Raw genomic sequence first — 14,690 nt, 5'->3', positions numbered from 1 at the left:
CATTGTTTCAAAAACGGATACAGATCATGACCGAAGCCGCTCTCGCCCCCGAATCCCCGCACGCGCCGTCTGTCATTCGGCTGCTGCTAGGCAAGTTGGGCATCGCCTACGAAGAAGTGCTCGACCACCACGGCCTCAATGCATCGCGCAAGGTACAAGCCGTGTTGCTGGACGACGCCGTCGGCGCGCTGATGGTGCTGTTTCCGCAGAGCCAATTGCTCGATCTCAATCGCCTCGCCGAACTGACGGGCCGTCGCCTCACCGCCGTATCCACCGAGCGCCTGGAAAAGATGCTCGGCAAACACAGCCTGAGCCTGCTGCCGGGCCTGCCAGCGCTGACCAGCTCGCCGTGCCTCTACGAAGAAAGCCTGCTGCGCGAACCGAAGTTGCTGATCAACTCCGGCGAGCCGGGCCTGCTGCTGGAAATCGCCAGCGAAGATTTCAAGACCATGCTGACCAAGGCCAGCGCCGCCAACTTCGGCGAAGCCCTGAGCAGCATCCGCCCGAACCTCGACCGCCCGGACGATGACCGCGAGGAAATCACCCAGGCCGTGCAAGCGTTCACCGCGCGGCGCATCCAGCAGCGTCTGGAAGCGACCATCGAGATTCCGCCGCTGGCCGAAACCGCGCAAAAAATCATCAAGCTGCGCGTCGACCCCAACGCCACCATCGACGACATCACCGGCGTGGTCGAAACCGACCCGGCGCTGGCCGCGCAAGTGGTGAGCTGGGCGGCGTCGCCGTACTACGCCTCGCCGGGCAAGATTCGCTCGGTGGAAGACGCGATCGTTCGCGTGCTCGGTTTCGATCTGGTGATCAATCTGGCGCTGGGCCTTGCCCTCGGCAAGACCCTGAGCCTGCCCAAAGACCACCCGCAACACACCACGCCGTACTGGCAGCAGTCGATCTACACCGCCGCCGTCATCGAAGGCCTGACCCGCGCCATGCCGCGCGCCCAGCGCCCGGAAGCCGGCCTGACGTATCTGGCCGGTCTGCTGCACAACTTCGGTTACCTGCTGCTGGCCCACGTGTTCCCGCCGCACTTCTCGCTGATCTGCCGTCACCTGGAGGTCAACCCGCACCTGTGCCACAGCTACATCGAGCAACACCTGCTCGGTATCAGCCGTGAACAGATCGGCTCGTGGCTGATGCGCTACTGGGACATGCCCGATGAGCTGGCCACCGCCCTACGCTTCCAGCACGACCCAAGCTACGACGGCGCCTACGCCGAATACCCGAACCTCGTCTGCCTGGCCGTACGCCTGCTGCGTAGCCGGGGGATTGGCTCCGGCCCGGACGAAGACATTCCGGATGCGCTGCTTGAACGTGTGGGTTTGACTCGCGACAAGGCCAACGACGTCGTCAGCAAAGTCCTCGAAGCCGAAGTCCTGCTGCGTGAACTGGCCTCGCAGTTCAGCCAGGCCTAAAACGAAACAGGCCCGCTCCCCAAGGATCACCAAAATCCCTGTGGGAGCGAGCCTGCTCGCGAAGAATCCAACTCGGTCTAACTGACCACCTCAAGCCTTAGGCTTAGCCTTCCTCGGCACCAAATACTTCATCAACCCCTGAAACCACATCACCAGCGCCGGATTGCCCTTGAGCTGGATCGACTTGTCCTGAATCCCCTGCATAAACGCCAACTGCTTGTTCTTCGCCTGCATCGTCGCAAAACCATAACCGGCATCTTTAAACGCAATCGCAAACGCCGGCTCAGCCACCACGCCAGACTTGCTGGTGATGCGCTGATCCTTGACCACGAAATGCCGCGCCACTTTCCCGTCCAGCGTCTGCAGCTGAAACACCAGATCCTTGTCACCCAACTGCTGCTGGAACGCAGGATTTGTCCGGCTGGCCTTACCCATCAACAAACCCATCATCCACAGAAGAAAACGAAATTTCATGCGCACAGCCTCAAAAGGAAAATGAACGGCCGAGGCAGTGTAAGGGATTCGGACGATAACGCCAGTATCTGACGCTGTTGGAAGAGGATGCAGACCATTTCCCGCACGATGACCGCCAAGTCACGGTTCAGCGCTCGCCCCCTGATCGTTCCCCCGCTCCGCGTAGGAATGCATCCCGAGCCGCTCCGCGTCTCACTACTCACCTTTCCTACACCTGTTGAAACACATCCCTGTAGGAGCCGGCGAAGCCTGCGATCTTTTGATCTTCCGCCCCGCGAATCTATGGGAAATTTCCTGCAAAGTGCGGTGCTGTCCATGAACTAGGCGAGTTGGCTGGCTATCGATAGGCTCTGTGTGTCGCCGCAGATTGGCGATACGGACGTGCAAGTCCGGTTGGAGTACACATTGGTTATGGCAATTCGCCGAGCGTTTTCCTATGCTCGCGGATCGTTATGGCGGCTGTGTATGGGAGGCCTTCGGGTCTGCCGGGTTACTCCACCGGTCTTGCACACCTATGCACAGCTGCCACCACTTTCGAAGTGCGAGCGAAACGGTGTCGGCTCCTTAAACTGGAGTAAGACCGAATGATCAAACCAACACCCAATCCCCCAGAAAACCCGGATATTTCGCCCTACGAATCTCTGGAATCAAAGAAATTCCACGAAGCCGCCGAACGCGCCCTCGACCACCATTTCAAACCAGCCGTCGAACCACACCCCAAACGCGAGAACGGCCTCTTCAAACTCTCCCCCGGCACCGACGCCGAAGCCCTCATGGCCAACGCCTCCGAAGACCTCCTGTCCATCAGCGTCATCGCCTGCGACCTCGCCGACGACCTCCACGGCTCCCGCCGTTCGGTGGCACTGGCCCTGAGCAGAATGGCGGACGGGGTGAGATTGATGGTGGAAGGGACGCTCGACCAGATTGAAGTGCGAAGCGTGGCGGCCAAGCCGTAGCGAAGTCTGTGGATGAAAAAAGGGGACGTTAAGTCCCCTTTCTGCAACTACCTATAAAAACCCAGACACAAAAAAGCTGCCAATCACGGCAGCTTTTTTTGAATCCGAAACCTTCAGCCGGCCAGTCGACCGACTGGCTCAAAATCAGAACCTTTGGCCAACGCAACATCCAGAAAGCGGCTGCGCTTACCAGAGCGCTTGGCCAAAACTTCACGAGCTTCAGCCTGGAACCGAGCAGCCATCACAGGCTTTGGTTCATGTTTGGACTTTTTCATGGAAACCTCTCGGGTCTCGAAATTTGACTGGTTCGCCCTGTCTTCCGGCGCCACCCGCCCCCTTGATTCTTGGACATAGATAATCAATGGCAATTTTGAAGGTCGAGAGAGTAGCGATATTTGAAAGCTCTTGAATAGCCGCCGGAAACACTCCGACATTGATTATCTGATCGAAGCAAACCGCAGGCTCTATCCCTGTCGCTGACTCATCACACATCGGCGAGACGGGATTGACTACCCATAAAGGGACGTTAAGTCCCCTTCCTGAATATTCTCTGCCTCACCACTGGCAACCTGTTTCAGGTTTCGAATCCACGTTGTAATCGTTTTCAAACGAATACTTCTTTGCGGATTTGTAATTCGTATACGACATCGCATCAACCCGGCCACCCTGAGTGACCATCTGATACTCACCTGTCAGTGCACCATCAACTACTTCAACCCAAGTTGTCGTGTACTGGTAGGGCCGGCCATACACGAGTTCTTCTTGTTCAGTACTGCGATGAACCAGCCCAATAGCCTTTTTTGACTTGCTGTATTTGACGCCAGCACCGCTCCACTTGGCGACAGAGTCGTAATAGGTTCGGAATTCAAAATTTATGGGTTTGCCTTCGTAGGAGCGGAAGCAAAAAACCTCGGTCGTGACCTCGCTATGAGCCGCCAGAGGAACGAAAACGAGCAACGCGGAAAACAATGCAGACGAAAATTTCAAACCGAACATTCCTTTAGCGGTTTCAGGGGTATCAGCAAATTACTCTGGCCTGTTATGCCCCAGGCTCAAGCGCGCCGCACTTCAGCTCTTTGATTTGCTCACGCTGAATCGGAACCACACATGCAAGGCGCTTCTCTCCGAGCCCACGAAGCTCCGTCAAACTGAGCGTCACGTGCAACCCATCCTCGGCAAACACATGATCCTCAAACCCGGCATCGGCATAATCCGTCCAAAATGCCTTGCCCTCGAAACGGCAGAACCGCTTGGAGGACAGCACCCTCCAACCGCCGTTGGGCGCCAGTATTTGGACCGTCAGACATGGGCTGCCAAAGGTGCTGACATAACGTGCCACGACATCGCCGAAGCGCTGGGAGCCGGACAGGTACACCTTGTTGAGATCAACCACATTACCCGGCTCATCAGCGACGATCGTGTCCAGATAAGCCGCACGCTCCAGACTCATTCTGGCCATGCAGTTGTTGATCGTCGTGACATGCGCTGCCACCCCAGGCTCGATTTCCGTGGCTTCAAGCGGGCATGTGGTGTCGCGTAGCTTGATCCAGGCGCGCTGGGATTCTCTGGCCATGGCGACCAGCGCCTTACCCTGCTCAGGGTCACGCCGTTGTTGAGTCTCAAACCGTCCCAGCAGTTTCTTGTAGCTGGCATTGAGTTGCGTGTCGGCTTCTTTGCGAGCTGCCTCCACACACCGATCGACCTGAGCACTCACGGTGATTTCTTTGCAGTCGTCCTCGGCCATCGCAAAAGAGGCAAACAGGCATCCAAAGGACAACGCGATAAAACGCACAAACCTGTTCAATTTTTCATTCCCTGAATGGCGGATCGCTCAACGACACGTTGAGGTATTTTCTGCGTCTTGCCATCGGCGCTCATCGCGTCGCGGTACTGGCTGTAATAGCGCTGCGCTTCATCTTTGCGATCAAGGCGCCAGAGCGAGTCGGCTATGTTCAACATCAGTACCGTGCGTTTACCAACGGCCTCAACGCCGCGATAAAACTTCAGCGCCAGCTCATCTCTACCGCCCTCGGCCAAGTAGAAAGCCAGGTCGTTGAAAGCTTGAACATTGCGCGCCGGTGGGTGACAAGCCATATATGACTCTGGACTTATAGTGCGAAGATTGAATGCGAGTTCTTCCACGCGAGATTGCGGCATCTCAATATTTGAGACCTGCTTCAATAAGTCCTTTGGAGACGGCGTCTGCATGACGAGGTCAGGCGCATCCTCTTCCCCGGAAGTCCACCGATTGCCCTTCCACTTGCCGTAGCAAAACCTGGCTGCCGGCTGACTGAGCACGCAACCGGTCTCCATTGAAATGACCCCGCAACCAGTTTCCTCTGTCGGGATTTCTTCACCCTCCTGGCCAATGACAACGCCATACAGAGTCTGAAGGAGGAGCAATGTTTTCTTGTCGGGACTTAACCAAGCCTCATGCGTCTCAGTACCCACCGCGGGTACATAGAGGGGAAACGTTTTTCCATTGGCGGTAAACGAGGCAACCGCCGACTCCGCAGCAGGCCTGCCCCATGTCTTGTCCTTCAGCGTCACTAAGTGCCCGCCAACCCCCACGATCTGAATATTTTCAGACAAGGCATTGGCTGAAGCTGACAGGCTCATGACAATCATCAACCACTTAAGACTGCCCGCGAGAAGACGGTTCATCCACTCACTCCTCATCCATCGGCGACGATTCAACGTCGGTCATGCTCAGCAGCCGGAATTCGTTGCTCACAAACTCGTAGTAACGATCCCGGTTGCCGCTCTCCAAAGCATTCCCCTGCGCATCTTCTTCGCCGTCGAGCGTGATGCCGGACACGATAATCAAACTGCTGTCGGGCTGGAAAACCATGCCGAACGTGCTGCCGTCGTAAGCATTCGGTAGACCGCCAACGACTTCCCCAGTCTGAGCGTCCATCACTTCGCCGCAAATGGCGCTGCCGCCACAGCCGAGCCTGTGCAGGATGTAATGGCCGGCGAAGTTGACCTTGCCTTTCAGGGCTTGCACCCGTGCCTGATCCATCATTGGGCTGCTGTTTTCTTGCGGCACCAGCTTATGGTTGGGGCCGGTGAAAACTGGCGTGACGGTGTAATCCTTGAAGGTTGGATCGGCAGCGAATGCCATGGACGCGGCAACCAATAACAGGCTGCCGAGAAGAACCGAAAATCCTTTCACGCTGTAGCTCCGTCGACGTAATGCATTTTGGGGATGTTCATTCGAAGGCAATGCCGCGCACCGCTTTCTTGATTTGCTCGAACCCTTCGTTGCTGATCGCCAGCGGGGCGGATGAACCTGATTCCGCCGAGCCGATCAGTACGTCTTTGCCCCTCAGCAGGCAAAAAGCGATGCGGGTAATGCGCCGTCGTGATTTATCGTGGAAACCGAAGATGAAACCCGAAGAGTTCTCCCCACCCCATTGTTCGAAGGTGTAGGTGTTCGCACGACCCGCCAGAGAGTTGGGCACCCAGCCCTTATCGGTAAGGGTCGCCGGGCACCTGCGGTCGTTGTCGTCACGCAGGACTTGCACCGCAAATGCATCGTCTACCGGGGGTTTCCAATCGGTGAGAAGCGAAAAGTACTCCAAGTTTTCACACATCAAACCAAACCACGGCTGGCTCAGGTCACCGTGTTTCTCGAAGTGCCAGTCGGCACCACTCGACGTCTGCGCTTGCCACAAGCTGGGGGCGCTTGACGGTTTGGGCAGTTGTTTGGCTGCGATAAATACCGAATAGAAATCGTCGAACTTCAGCCATTGGTTCTGCAGCAGCGGCATGGAGAACCGACACGAACCCATGTCTACAACTGTCTCGGTCGGGCCTTGCGCAACTGGCGACTGGCCGGGCTCGTTACCGACCAACACAGCACTTGCGGCAGTCACATAACCCACCTGTAAAAACGCGACCAGACCAAAGATCAATTCGCGGAGGTATCGTAGTTTCACTTCGCATCCTTCGAATTGATCAATTCCAACTCACCATCCCGATACAACACCTCACACCCCACCCACGCCGGATCCACCTGCGGTATCACTGCCGACGGCTTGCGCAGCTCCCGCAGCAACGTCGAGCCATGCGACAAGCGCCCACCCATCCGCGCAATTACTGCCCGCGCTGTTTGGTAATGCGCGTGCCGCCCCGGATCGAGGGTGTCTTCGAGCAAGATGTCCTCGCCGAGGATGCCTTGCACCTGCCCCGGATAAATCATGAACCCGGTGGCCTGCTCCGCACCTTCGCGACCGTCCTGCCAGAAGCTGCCGTCGCGGGTGCGCACGTCCGGATGCGGCGCAAACCAGTGTTCGCGATCCGCCAGCGGCATGGCGTGGTGCAGGCGGAAGAAGATTCGCATGAGATTGTCGCGATACCACTCGCGCACTTGCAGGTAGTAACCGCGCAGGCCCGGCAGGCCGGTCGAATGCGCGAGGCGGATCAGCCCTGACCATTGCGGGAATGCTTGTAACGGCAGCTCAGTCGCCGTAGGTCGAGGCGTAGCGGGATCGGTTTCCCATGGCAGACGATGCGGACTGTTTTCAAGGTTGTCGTAAGCCGTCGGCGGGCGTCCGAGCCAATCGCCGCCGCTGCTGGCCAGCGCTGTAGCGATGCAAAGATTGCCTTGCACCACGAACACGTAAAACCGGGTGAACCAGTCCGCCAATTGCTGACCATCGGCAGCTTGGGCGACGAGTTCGGCCAGTTCCCGATCAAAGCGCTGCAAGCCGTTTTCAAGGTTCAGCAAATGGCCGCGAGCCTTGCGTTGCATACGCAAAAACAGCGGCAACGAACGCAGCATCTTCAGCGGTTGCCATGGCAAATGCGGAGTCGCGCCACCGACTTCACCGGCGTAGTTCGCGGCGCTGATGCCCCAGTCGGCCAGCCGGGCAAGAAACAGATCATTGTTGATATAGGACGCGCCGCCGAACACTGCGGTGAACGGCTCGTTGTCCTGCAACACCCGCGCATCCCAACGCGCCATGATCGCCGGAATACTCGCGGCTGCTCGGCGCTGGGCGTATTCCACCAGCACGCTCGGTTGCGGCGGCAGGATCTCGGCGATGTTCGCGGCGGTCAGGTGCCGGCGCCAGCCGTAGTCGCTGATCGGCCGGTATTGCAGCAGCCACAATTGCGCGCCGTCCCAGGCCCATTCGACGTCGCCGGGCACGTAGTGGAACACGCGCAGTACGTCTTGCAGAAAGCGCCAGAGCAGGTCTTCGGTCAAGCCATGGGATGGCGTGAACGTGCCGCTTCGCCAAGCATCGCCAACCCGCGAAAGCGTTGCTCGCGAAGGGCTGACGTGACCGTCGGCCAGCGATTCGAGATGGCCTTCAACCCATTCGAGTTCTACCGAGAGATGTCGCACGAACGCGATCCCGGACACTACCGGCGTGATGAAGCGTTGCACCACCACTTCCTCAACGCCTTCGGCCGTCAGTTCGGCGATGCGTGTTGGCACGTTGGCAGTCGGCTCGCGCAGATAGGTTGTGCTCAAACCGGCATTCGCCGAATCGGCCTGATCCTCGCCATAACTGGAGGAGCGCACCGCCCAGGTCACATCAGGTTGGGCGGCGAGAAATGCCGGCAGACGCGGATCGGTGTAATCGTTGAGGGTCAGCGCTGCCGGTACCGCTTTCCGGGCCAGTTCAGCCAGACGCAAACGCCCGCCCTTGGTGTGCGCAACAAACCCGCGCTCGCCCGACTCCAGCCACTGCGCGAACTGCGCGGGCGAGTCGATCCACGGGTAATGACCCCAACCGGGTTTCAGGCTGATGGTCAGATCAGCGCGGGCTAGAATCGCCGACCACGCTGCCGCTTGCTCGATGCCGAGCACCGCGTCCTGATCACCCCAAACCAGCTCGACCGGATCGGTGATCCACTCCAGCAGTGGCAACGCGGTATCGGCGCGAATCAGATCCCAGTGCGGCACGAACGCACGGCAGCGCGCATAGCCGGCGCCCATGCGCTGGTACTGCGCGGGCGTCCAGGTCTGGTTGGAAAACTTGCGCGCGAACAGCTTGGGCTTGTTCGACAGCAGCCAGTGGATGGTCTTGCGGATCGGCAGCGGTGACATCAGCGCCGGCAATCGACGCTGCCACAAAAATGCCCCAACCGGCGCCAACAGAACACTGCGCGAAAAGTGCCCGGGCCGCCGTTGCAGCGCATGCAGCACCAGCAATGCATTGACCCCGACCGCCATGATCGCGCTGCCCTTCTGCGTCATCGCCAGCAAGGTCTGCGCGTAGTCCGCCAGATCCTCGCAAGGCGGCTGCGGATTCGCGCCGAAGCCCGGCAACTCCAGCGGCACCACGTCGTAGCGCTGGAAGTGCGGCAGTGCGTCATCCCACCAATCGGCGGCGCTGCCATTGCCGGCCAGCAGGTACATCAACGGCTTGCTCATGGACGATCCTCAGGTCAGATCGCGCAGAGCGGCGTCGAGGGTTTGGTAGCGGAATGTGTAGCCCGCCTCGGTCAAACGCTGCGGCACCACGCGCTGACCGTCGAAAAACAACTGCGCCATCTCCCCCGCCATAGCGCGCACCGGCGCAGCGGGAATGTGCAACCACACCGGACGCTTGAGGACCTTGCCGGCCTGCTCGGCGAACGCGGCCTGACTGACCGTTTCCGGCGCGACCATGTTGTAGGTGCCACGCAGAGTGTCGTCGTTGAAAGCCCGCGCGATCACCTGAAGCACATCGTCGCGATGCACCCAGCTCATGATCTGCTGACCGTCACCCATGCGCCCGCCGAAGCCCAGGCGGAACGGCAGCAGCAGTGGCGTCAACGCACCGCCCGAGCCAAAGACCACGCCAAGACGCAGCACCACCTGACGCACGCCAAACTCGGTGGCCGGTTGCGCGGCGGCTTCCCAACGCGCACAGAGTTCGGCCATGAAGCCGTCACCCTTGCTCGCCCGTTCATCGAGGCTTTCGCTGGCATCGCGCGCGCCGTAGAAACCGATGGCCGAGGCTTGAATCCACAGCGTTGGTTTGTGCTTGGTGTTTTTCAGCCAGGTTATCAACGCTTCGGTGGTGCCGACTCGACTGGCGAGTAGTTGCGCCTGACGCTTGGGAGTCCAGCGCGGGCCGGCGACGGGTGCGCCGGCGAGATTGATGATTACGTCGAAGGCTTCGTCGTGGCTGAGTTCGCTGAGCGAATGCACGCAGCGGACGCGACCGTTGAATAGATTGGCCGCGCTCAACGGATCGCGCGTGAGGGCGCTGACCGAATGGCCGGCGTCTAGCAGTTGGTTGACCAAGGCTTCGCCGATGAACCCGGTGGCGCCAGTGATCAGCACACGCTTGAAAGCGCCGCCGGCAAACGGGCTGGATTGGCTCGGTGCCTTTACTGAAGAAGCCTTCCGGCGGTCATGCCGATACAGCCAGAACAACGGAGGCAACAACACCAGCAACGCAAAACCGTCGAGCCACAGGTGCGACCAGACCTGTTGTTGCGCCGAGAGCCACATGTCCTGCGGCGCCCATAACAGGATGCCGGCGCTCAACCAGCCCCAGACTGCCGGGGCTTTCAAGCGATTGCCCAAGTGCACCAGCGCGAGCATGTACAGCGAATAACTTTGCAGCGTCGCGCCGAACAGCGCGAGCCACCAGACTTGTTGTTCGTGGCCGGCGGTGGGAACCGCATCAGCGCCCCAGAATGCGAGTTCGAGGGTGTGCAGGTAGCCGTCGAGTAAACCGGAATGCCCGGCCCAGGTCAGGGTGAGGCCGGCGAGAATGTGCACGATTGCGGCGGCGTATAGCCAGAGCACTAGCGCGGGGCGAAGCGAGGTCGAGGGGGCTGGCATTCCGTGTCCTGAGCGCATTCCTTGGGGGTGGGGAGTTTAAAGGAAAATCGCAGTCGTCAGATGCTCAAAAACTAAACGTTTTACCGGACGTATTCAGACTCAACGACTGCGAAAACGCATCAGACATGACCCGGCATTTCAGATGCAGTGACTGGCCTTGATCGGTGCTGCGCCTGACGATCCCAATCGCCCCACGTTGAAGATGCCCAACTGATTACCTTTGTCAGCCGCCATCTGATAACAGGCTAACGCCCGCGACATATCCTTCGCTCCAAACTCGCCACCTTCAAAGGTCGAGGCCAGATAATTCATCGCATCAGCCGAGCCCATGGAAATAGCACGAATAACCTGCTCTTTTGCCTGCTCGGGATGGAGGCAAGGGCCGTTATAGTCAGTGGAGTTTCCTGAACAAAGAAACGTGGCATAGGCCAGCGCGCCACTTGGTATTTTCGAGGCCGCTTTGAACAGCGCCTCAACCTTCGGGGTTTCCAACTGAGACGCCATTTGCGAAAGGCTCAGGCTTGCCGCCGACAGGCTCGCCTGTGCGTCACCCGACTCTGCAGCACACACAAAATTTTCCAGCGACGCTTCAATCAACTCCACGGTCAGCGGGTATTGCTCAAGAAACCCTAGCCCGCCCAACGCTTCGGCACGCTGATAACAGAAGTTCTCGGCGCGGCTCATTCCCGGGTTCTCTGTTGCGACAAGATCCTTCTCGCTGATCGACCAATCCTCAATCCCCTCAAGCACCCAACATGCCTGACGAGAGAAGTTGAAGATTTTGACATTGCTGTTGCCTGCCCTTTTATCCACAACGTTGACGTGACTGTCATCGACCTCCTCGATCTCGACTCCAGGCGTTTTGCCGGGCGTGATTGCAGCCATCAGCGGATAGGCGAAAGTAGCTCCACTGACACCCGAGGTTGAAGGCTCAAAGGTACTTCGATCCTTTCCCGCCACCGGTTTCAACACCAGCGACTTGACCGTCATTGCAGTGAGACGGCGTTGTGATTCGCTGTTGGCGGAAAACGCAGTCAGGAAAGGCGCGAACTCCTCCGAGGGGCAAGCGTCGCTGGTGGAAGCCGCCGAAGCGTTCTTGTCGGATGCAAGAGCAGGGACAATCTTGTCTAGGTACGCCGAACGCTCACGACTCATTCTGGCGATGCACGAGTTAACGGCGAACACATGCGCCGGCATCCCCGTCTCGATTTCGAATGCCTCCAAAGGGCAGTTCGCATCGCGCAACTTCAACCACGCACGTTGCGACTCTTTAACCTTCGCCGCGTACTCCGCGCCCAAGGCCGGATCTGCTCGATAGTCAGATTCAAGCCGCGTCATTAACTGCTTGTAGCTGACATTCAACTGCGCATCGGCAGCCTTCTTCGCCGCCTCCGAGCACGGCACCATTTCCAGGCTTGAGGTGACATTACGGCAGTCGTCCTGCGCATAGACAGATGAAAGCGGCAGCAGTACGGCCAGCAGGGTTAAAACAAAACGGTTCACGGTGTTCATCCTTGAGTCATTCAGGTTTTGCGTTTGGTGAATCGGGTGATGCATTGCTTGGGCATGTTCATTTCCCAGTAGGTGCTGAGCAACGCTTTACGCTTTTTGTCGACGCGCAGGTTAACGAAGCCATCGCCGCAGTCCGGCTGCAACTCTTCGAAGGTGCCGGTTTTGACTTGGTAAATGAACACCCGGTAGTAGTGGTAAGTGCCCATGCCGTCATCGAGTTGCCAGACCGCGAAATCCTGGGCGCCGTCGAAATTGAAATCGTCGAACTGCAGATAGAGTTCGTTTTCGGCTTCAAAATCGATTGTTCGCGACTCGCTGTGCGTTTCGCTTTTAACCGCGATGTTCAGCTTGGAGCCTTCGAGAACCAGCTTCGCGTCGACGCCTGTGGTTGGGCTGAACGTGGTGGTTTCGGCCAACGCCGGGATCGTCCACGTCAGGCCGAGCAGAGATACCGCTAGAGTTTTGAATTGCATGTGCTCGCTTACTCCTCCCCGTGAAACGCGGCTCGTCTCAATTGCAGTTTTCTCGAGATTCCGCTGACTGTGGAATACGTTCACCCTTTCCGCTCTCTGTCATTTTAGCGATGTATTCCTTATAAAGCGGACATGCGTCGGACTTCATTCCGATATCCCAATAAGCATCTGCCAAATTCAATGTTGCAACGACTCTCTCCGGAAACTTTTTATGAATCTCCCTCAAAAGCAAAGCAGCTAAAATATTGTTTTTGCTACGGTACAAATAATAAGCATAGTCATTTAGAGGCCCGACATTATCTTTGGAAATTATCAAAGTTAGCTCATACACCAGCTCTTGAGGAATACTCTTCCTTACCTTGTTCCCGCTATCATCGAGCCCATAAAATAATTCTCCTTTTTCGCCCTGAGGAAGCTTACCAAGAATATATTTGAAGTCTTTCCTGATTTCTGCAAGCTGATCCTCATTACTCAAATAGATAAAATTGGGACCATTTTCGGAGAACTGAGAAAATAGGGTGCAACACGCCACACGCTGAACATTAAACTTCTGCGGAAATAGTGCTTCAACTGGTACCCTCTCAACACCCAAGGTATATTTTTCATCTCTACCAGGTTCCGCCCAAGTAGATTTTTTATAGAGAACCCAGTCTTTCCGAGCAGAATTCCATTTAAAACTATACTGCGCAAGATCAGTATTACGAGTATAAAAATCCAGCAACAACGAAAACTCACCTGGTAGATAACCTACAGATAACCCACCGTCTCCAAGTTCAAAAACCCCCGAAACTGACTTGTTACCCCCACCAATATCTATAGTAATTCGCGAAATTGTACCGTCATCCTCAAGTGATCTAACACCATACGGATCGCAGATTCCATCCCCATTCAGGTCAGCCTCGCAGCTAGAGCTCGCATTGACCACTGACGCCAGGAGCGCTAAAACTAAAAAAGCTACCACCCTCATTCTAAGGTCCCCTCAAGTGCAACTATGCGTGCTTCGGCGTATTGTTTAGCCGCTGAAAATAAAAATGGACAACAAAGAGGACAGATTTATTTGGGCTCAACGATAAAACAAACGGATAAATAAATCCGTCCCCTTTACCAGCTCCCTTTACCACCTGACTTAAATTGCCAATGTGGTGACGTATGCGCTGGATCATCTGGAAGACTAGATGGCGGTGAAGCAGGAAGTAAAACCGCAAGAAGATACACGGGACGGATTCAGCTAAAAATGAACCGCCCCGTTTTCTCTATTGCCGCGCACACAACTTTTAATGTTTTTTATCCTGCAAGCTAAAGTATTTTTTAATGCTCGCCGCATCTTTATAAGCACAGATCACTTTATTTCCCGTAACCAGATCTGCCCCCTCCATACAATTATCTAGAGCTGGGTCAGGCAAATCGCCACTAAAATGAAGCAAGGATACACTTCCACCATCTCTCCTTATTGGGAACTCCATTACCGAATAAGCAAAACCGTCAAATGCCGAGTTCGACAACTTTCTTTTTGTCAACACAAACATAGACTTTCCGGCTCTCGCAGGGGACTTCCACTCGTAGAAAAATACAGAAGCGATCTGATCCCCCTCAACCTTCCAAACATAGTTTAGAGAGGGTTTACCGGAGCTCAATGATGAGTAATATATCTCAGCATCGGCAACATGCTCTTCTTTAGCTATCGCCTTCAGACTATTTTTCAAAAAAAATACAGCGATCTTTTCTTCGCCCAAAGAGGCTACCACCGTAGGATGGAATTCACCTATTGTGGGTGCGGCATCCGCAAACACATTGGACGCTACGAAACCAAAAACTACAAACGGAATAAAATGCCGATTAAATAGAGTTAAACATTTTTTCAACTTTATATATCCTTTTGAGGAAAAAATTGAACAGACCACGTTTTTCTGGCAATTACTAAAACCGTGGTCTTTCCCCATTTCACCCCGCAAACTAGAACCTGTTTGAATCCGAATATACGGAACAGATCTATTTATACGCCGCACCAAAGTCAAAGCCGCTGAGCGCAACACCGCAAATAAACCCGTCACCTTTT

The 14,690-nt window shown here is 56.4% G+C and carries 15 protein-coding genes; 2 read left to right on the top strand and 13 right to left on the bottom strand.

Annotation, left to right across the window (positions count from 1 at the left end; translation table 11 throughout):
• The first annotated feature begins 26 nt into the window (after positions 1-26).
• Positions 27-1,427, top strand: coding sequence for an aminoacyl-tRNA deacylase and HDOD domain-containing protein (locus KBP52_RS19230; RefSeq protein WP_016985804.1), 1,401 nt, complete (start codon positions 27-29; stop codon positions 1,425-1,427).
• Positions 1,428-1,517: 90 nt separating this feature from the next.
• On the opposite strand, the gene KBP52_RS19225 is transcribed toward KBP52_RS19230, so the two are convergent.
• On the bottom strand, positions 1,518-1,901 hold the full coding sequence (locus KBP52_RS19225; RefSeq protein WP_016985803.1) for a helicase: 384 nt from the start codon (positions 1,899-1,901) through the stop codon (positions 1,518-1,520).
• Positions 1,902-2,485: 584 nt separating this feature from the next.
• On the opposite strand from KBP52_RS19225, the gene KBP52_RS19220 reads away from it, so the two are divergent.
• Positions 2,486-2,857, top strand: a complete 372-nt coding sequence (locus KBP52_RS19220) for a DUF6124 family protein (protein ID WP_016985802.1) — start codon at positions 2,486-2,488, stop codon at positions 2,855-2,857.
• Between the two features lie 113 nt (positions 2,858-2,970).
• On the opposite strand, the gene KBP52_RS19215 is transcribed toward KBP52_RS19220, so the two are convergent.
• The 12 genes from KBP52_RS19215 to KBP52_RS19160 form a co-directional block, all read right to left on the bottom strand.
• Positions 2,971-3,132, bottom strand: a complete 162-nt coding sequence (locus KBP52_RS19215; RefSeq protein ID WP_186620174.1) for a hypothetical protein — start codon at positions 3,130-3,132, stop codon at positions 2,971-2,973.
• Positions 3,133-3,412: 280 nt separating this feature from the next.
• Positions 3,413-3,853, bottom strand: a complete 441-nt coding sequence (locus KBP52_RS19210; RefSeq protein ID WP_163004676.1) for a hypothetical protein — start codon at positions 3,851-3,853, stop codon at positions 3,413-3,415.
• Between the two features lie 43 nt (positions 3,854-3,896).
• Positions 3,897-4,601 (bottom strand): lysozyme inhibitor LprI family protein, encoded by a 705-nt coding sequence (locus tag KBP52_RS19205; RefSeq protein ID WP_212623147.1) that lies wholly within the window; start codon positions 4,599-4,601, stop codon positions 3,897-3,899.
• 56 nt (positions 4,602-4,657) lie between these two features.
• Complete coding sequence (locus tag KBP52_RS19200; protein ID WP_212620779.1) at positions 4,658-5,521, bottom strand: tetratricopeptide repeat protein; 864 nt, start codon at positions 5,519-5,521, stop codon at positions 4,658-4,660.
• Between the two features lie 4 nt (positions 5,522-5,525).
• On the bottom strand, positions 5,526-5,981 hold the full coding sequence (locus KBP52_RS19195) for a hypothetical protein (RefSeq protein ID WP_191636995.1): 456 nt from the start codon (positions 5,979-5,981) through the stop codon (positions 5,526-5,528).
• 88 nt (positions 5,982-6,069) lie between these two features.
• On the bottom strand, positions 6,070-6,774 hold the full coding sequence (locus KBP52_RS19190; protein ID WP_249122198.1) for a hypothetical protein: 705 nt from the start codon (positions 6,772-6,774) through the stop codon (positions 6,070-6,072).
• A gap of 20 nt (positions 6,775-6,794) precedes the next feature.
• Positions 6,795-9,245: an alpha/beta fold hydrolase gene (locus KBP52_RS19185; protein WP_212620777.1), complete on the bottom strand. Its 2,451-nt coding sequence runs from the start codon at positions 9,243-9,245 to the stop codon at positions 6,795-6,797.
• A 9-nt stretch (positions 9,246-9,254) separates the two neighbouring features.
• Entirely contained in the window at positions 9,255-10,649 is a 1,395-nt protein-coding gene (locus tag KBP52_RS19180) for a TIGR01777 family oxidoreductase (RefSeq protein WP_212620776.1), read from the bottom strand.
• Positions 10,650-10,787: 138 nt separating this feature from the next.
• The gene (locus KBP52_RS19175; RefSeq protein WP_212620775.1) at positions 10,788-12,152 is read right to left on the bottom strand and encodes a lysozyme inhibitor LprI family protein; all 1,365 of its coding nucleotides are present in this window, start codon (positions 12,150-12,152) and stop codon (positions 10,788-10,790) included.
• A gap of 20 nt (positions 12,153-12,172) precedes the next feature.
• Positions 12,173-12,634, bottom strand: coding sequence for a hypothetical protein (locus tag KBP52_RS19170; protein ID WP_212620774.1), 462 nt, complete (start codon positions 12,632-12,634; stop codon positions 12,173-12,175).
• A gap of 37 nt (positions 12,635-12,671) precedes the next feature.
• Positions 12,672-13,601, bottom strand: a complete 930-nt coding sequence (locus KBP52_RS19165) for a hypothetical protein (protein WP_212620773.1) — start codon at positions 13,599-13,601, stop codon at positions 12,672-12,674.
• 307 nt (positions 13,602-13,908) lie between these two features.
• Positions 13,909-14,685, bottom strand: coding sequence for a hypothetical protein (locus tag KBP52_RS19160; RefSeq protein ID WP_212620772.1), 777 nt, complete (start codon positions 14,683-14,685; stop codon positions 13,909-13,911).
• Positions 14,686-14,690: the final 5 nt, after the last annotated feature.

The organism is Pseudomonas sp. SCA2728.1_7 (assembly GCF_018138145.1).
Taxonomy (GTDB): Bacteria; Pseudomonadota; Gammaproteobacteria; order Pseudomonadales; family Pseudomonadaceae; genus Aquipseudomonas; species Aquipseudomonas koreensis_A.
Note: the sequence above shows the minus strand (reverse complement) of the source record. Positions and strands in the feature narration are given on the sequence as shown.

Excerpts from the sequence above, each read along its gene's own strand:
- KBP52_RS19230 (WP_016985804.1), top strand. The coding sequence starts at position 27 with ATGACCGAAGCCGCTCTCGCCCCCGAATCCCCGCACGCGCCGTCTGTC.
- KBP52_RS19225 (WP_016985803.1), bottom strand. The coding sequence starts at position 1,901 with ATGAAATTTCGTTTTCTTCTGTGGATGATGGGTTTGTTGATGGGTAAG.
- KBP52_RS19220 (WP_016985802.1), top strand. The coding sequence starts at position 2,486 with ATGATCAAACCAACACCCAATCCCCCAGAAAACCCGGATATTTCGCCC.
- KBP52_RS19215 (WP_186620174.1), bottom strand. The coding sequence starts at position 3,132 with ATGAAAAAGTCCAAACATGAACCAAAGCCTGTGATGGCTGCTCGGTTC.
- KBP52_RS19210 (WP_163004676.1), bottom strand. The coding sequence starts at position 3,853 with ATGTTCGGTTTGAAATTTTCGTCTGCATTGTTTTCCGCGTTGCTCGTT.
- KBP52_RS19205 (WP_212623147.1), bottom strand. The coding sequence starts at position 4,601 with ATGGCCGAGGACGACTGCAAAGAAATCACCGTGAGTGCTCAGGTCGAT.
- KBP52_RS19200 (WP_212620779.1), bottom strand. The coding sequence starts at position 5,521 with ATGAACCGTCTTCTCGCGGGCAGTCTTAAGTGGTTGATGATTGTCATG.
- KBP52_RS19195 (WP_191636995.1), bottom strand. The coding sequence starts at position 5,981 with ATGGCATTCGCTGCCGATCCAACCTTCAAGGATTACACCGTCACGCCA.
- KBP52_RS19185 (WP_212620777.1), bottom strand. The coding sequence starts at position 9,245 with ATGAGCAAGCCGTTGATGTACCTGCTGGCCGGCAATGGCAGCGCCGCC.
- KBP52_RS19180 (WP_212620776.1), bottom strand. The coding sequence starts at position 10,649 with ATGCCAGCCCCCTCGACCTCGCTTCGCCCCGCGCTAGTGCTCTGGCTA.
- KBP52_RS19170 (WP_212620774.1), bottom strand. The coding sequence starts at position 12,634 with ATGCAATTCAAAACTCTAGCGGTATCTCTGCTCGGCCTGACGTGGACG.
- KBP52_RS19165 (WP_212620773.1), bottom strand. The coding sequence starts at position 13,601 with ATGAGGGTGGTAGCTTTTTTAGTTTTAGCGCTCCTGGCGTCAGTGGTC.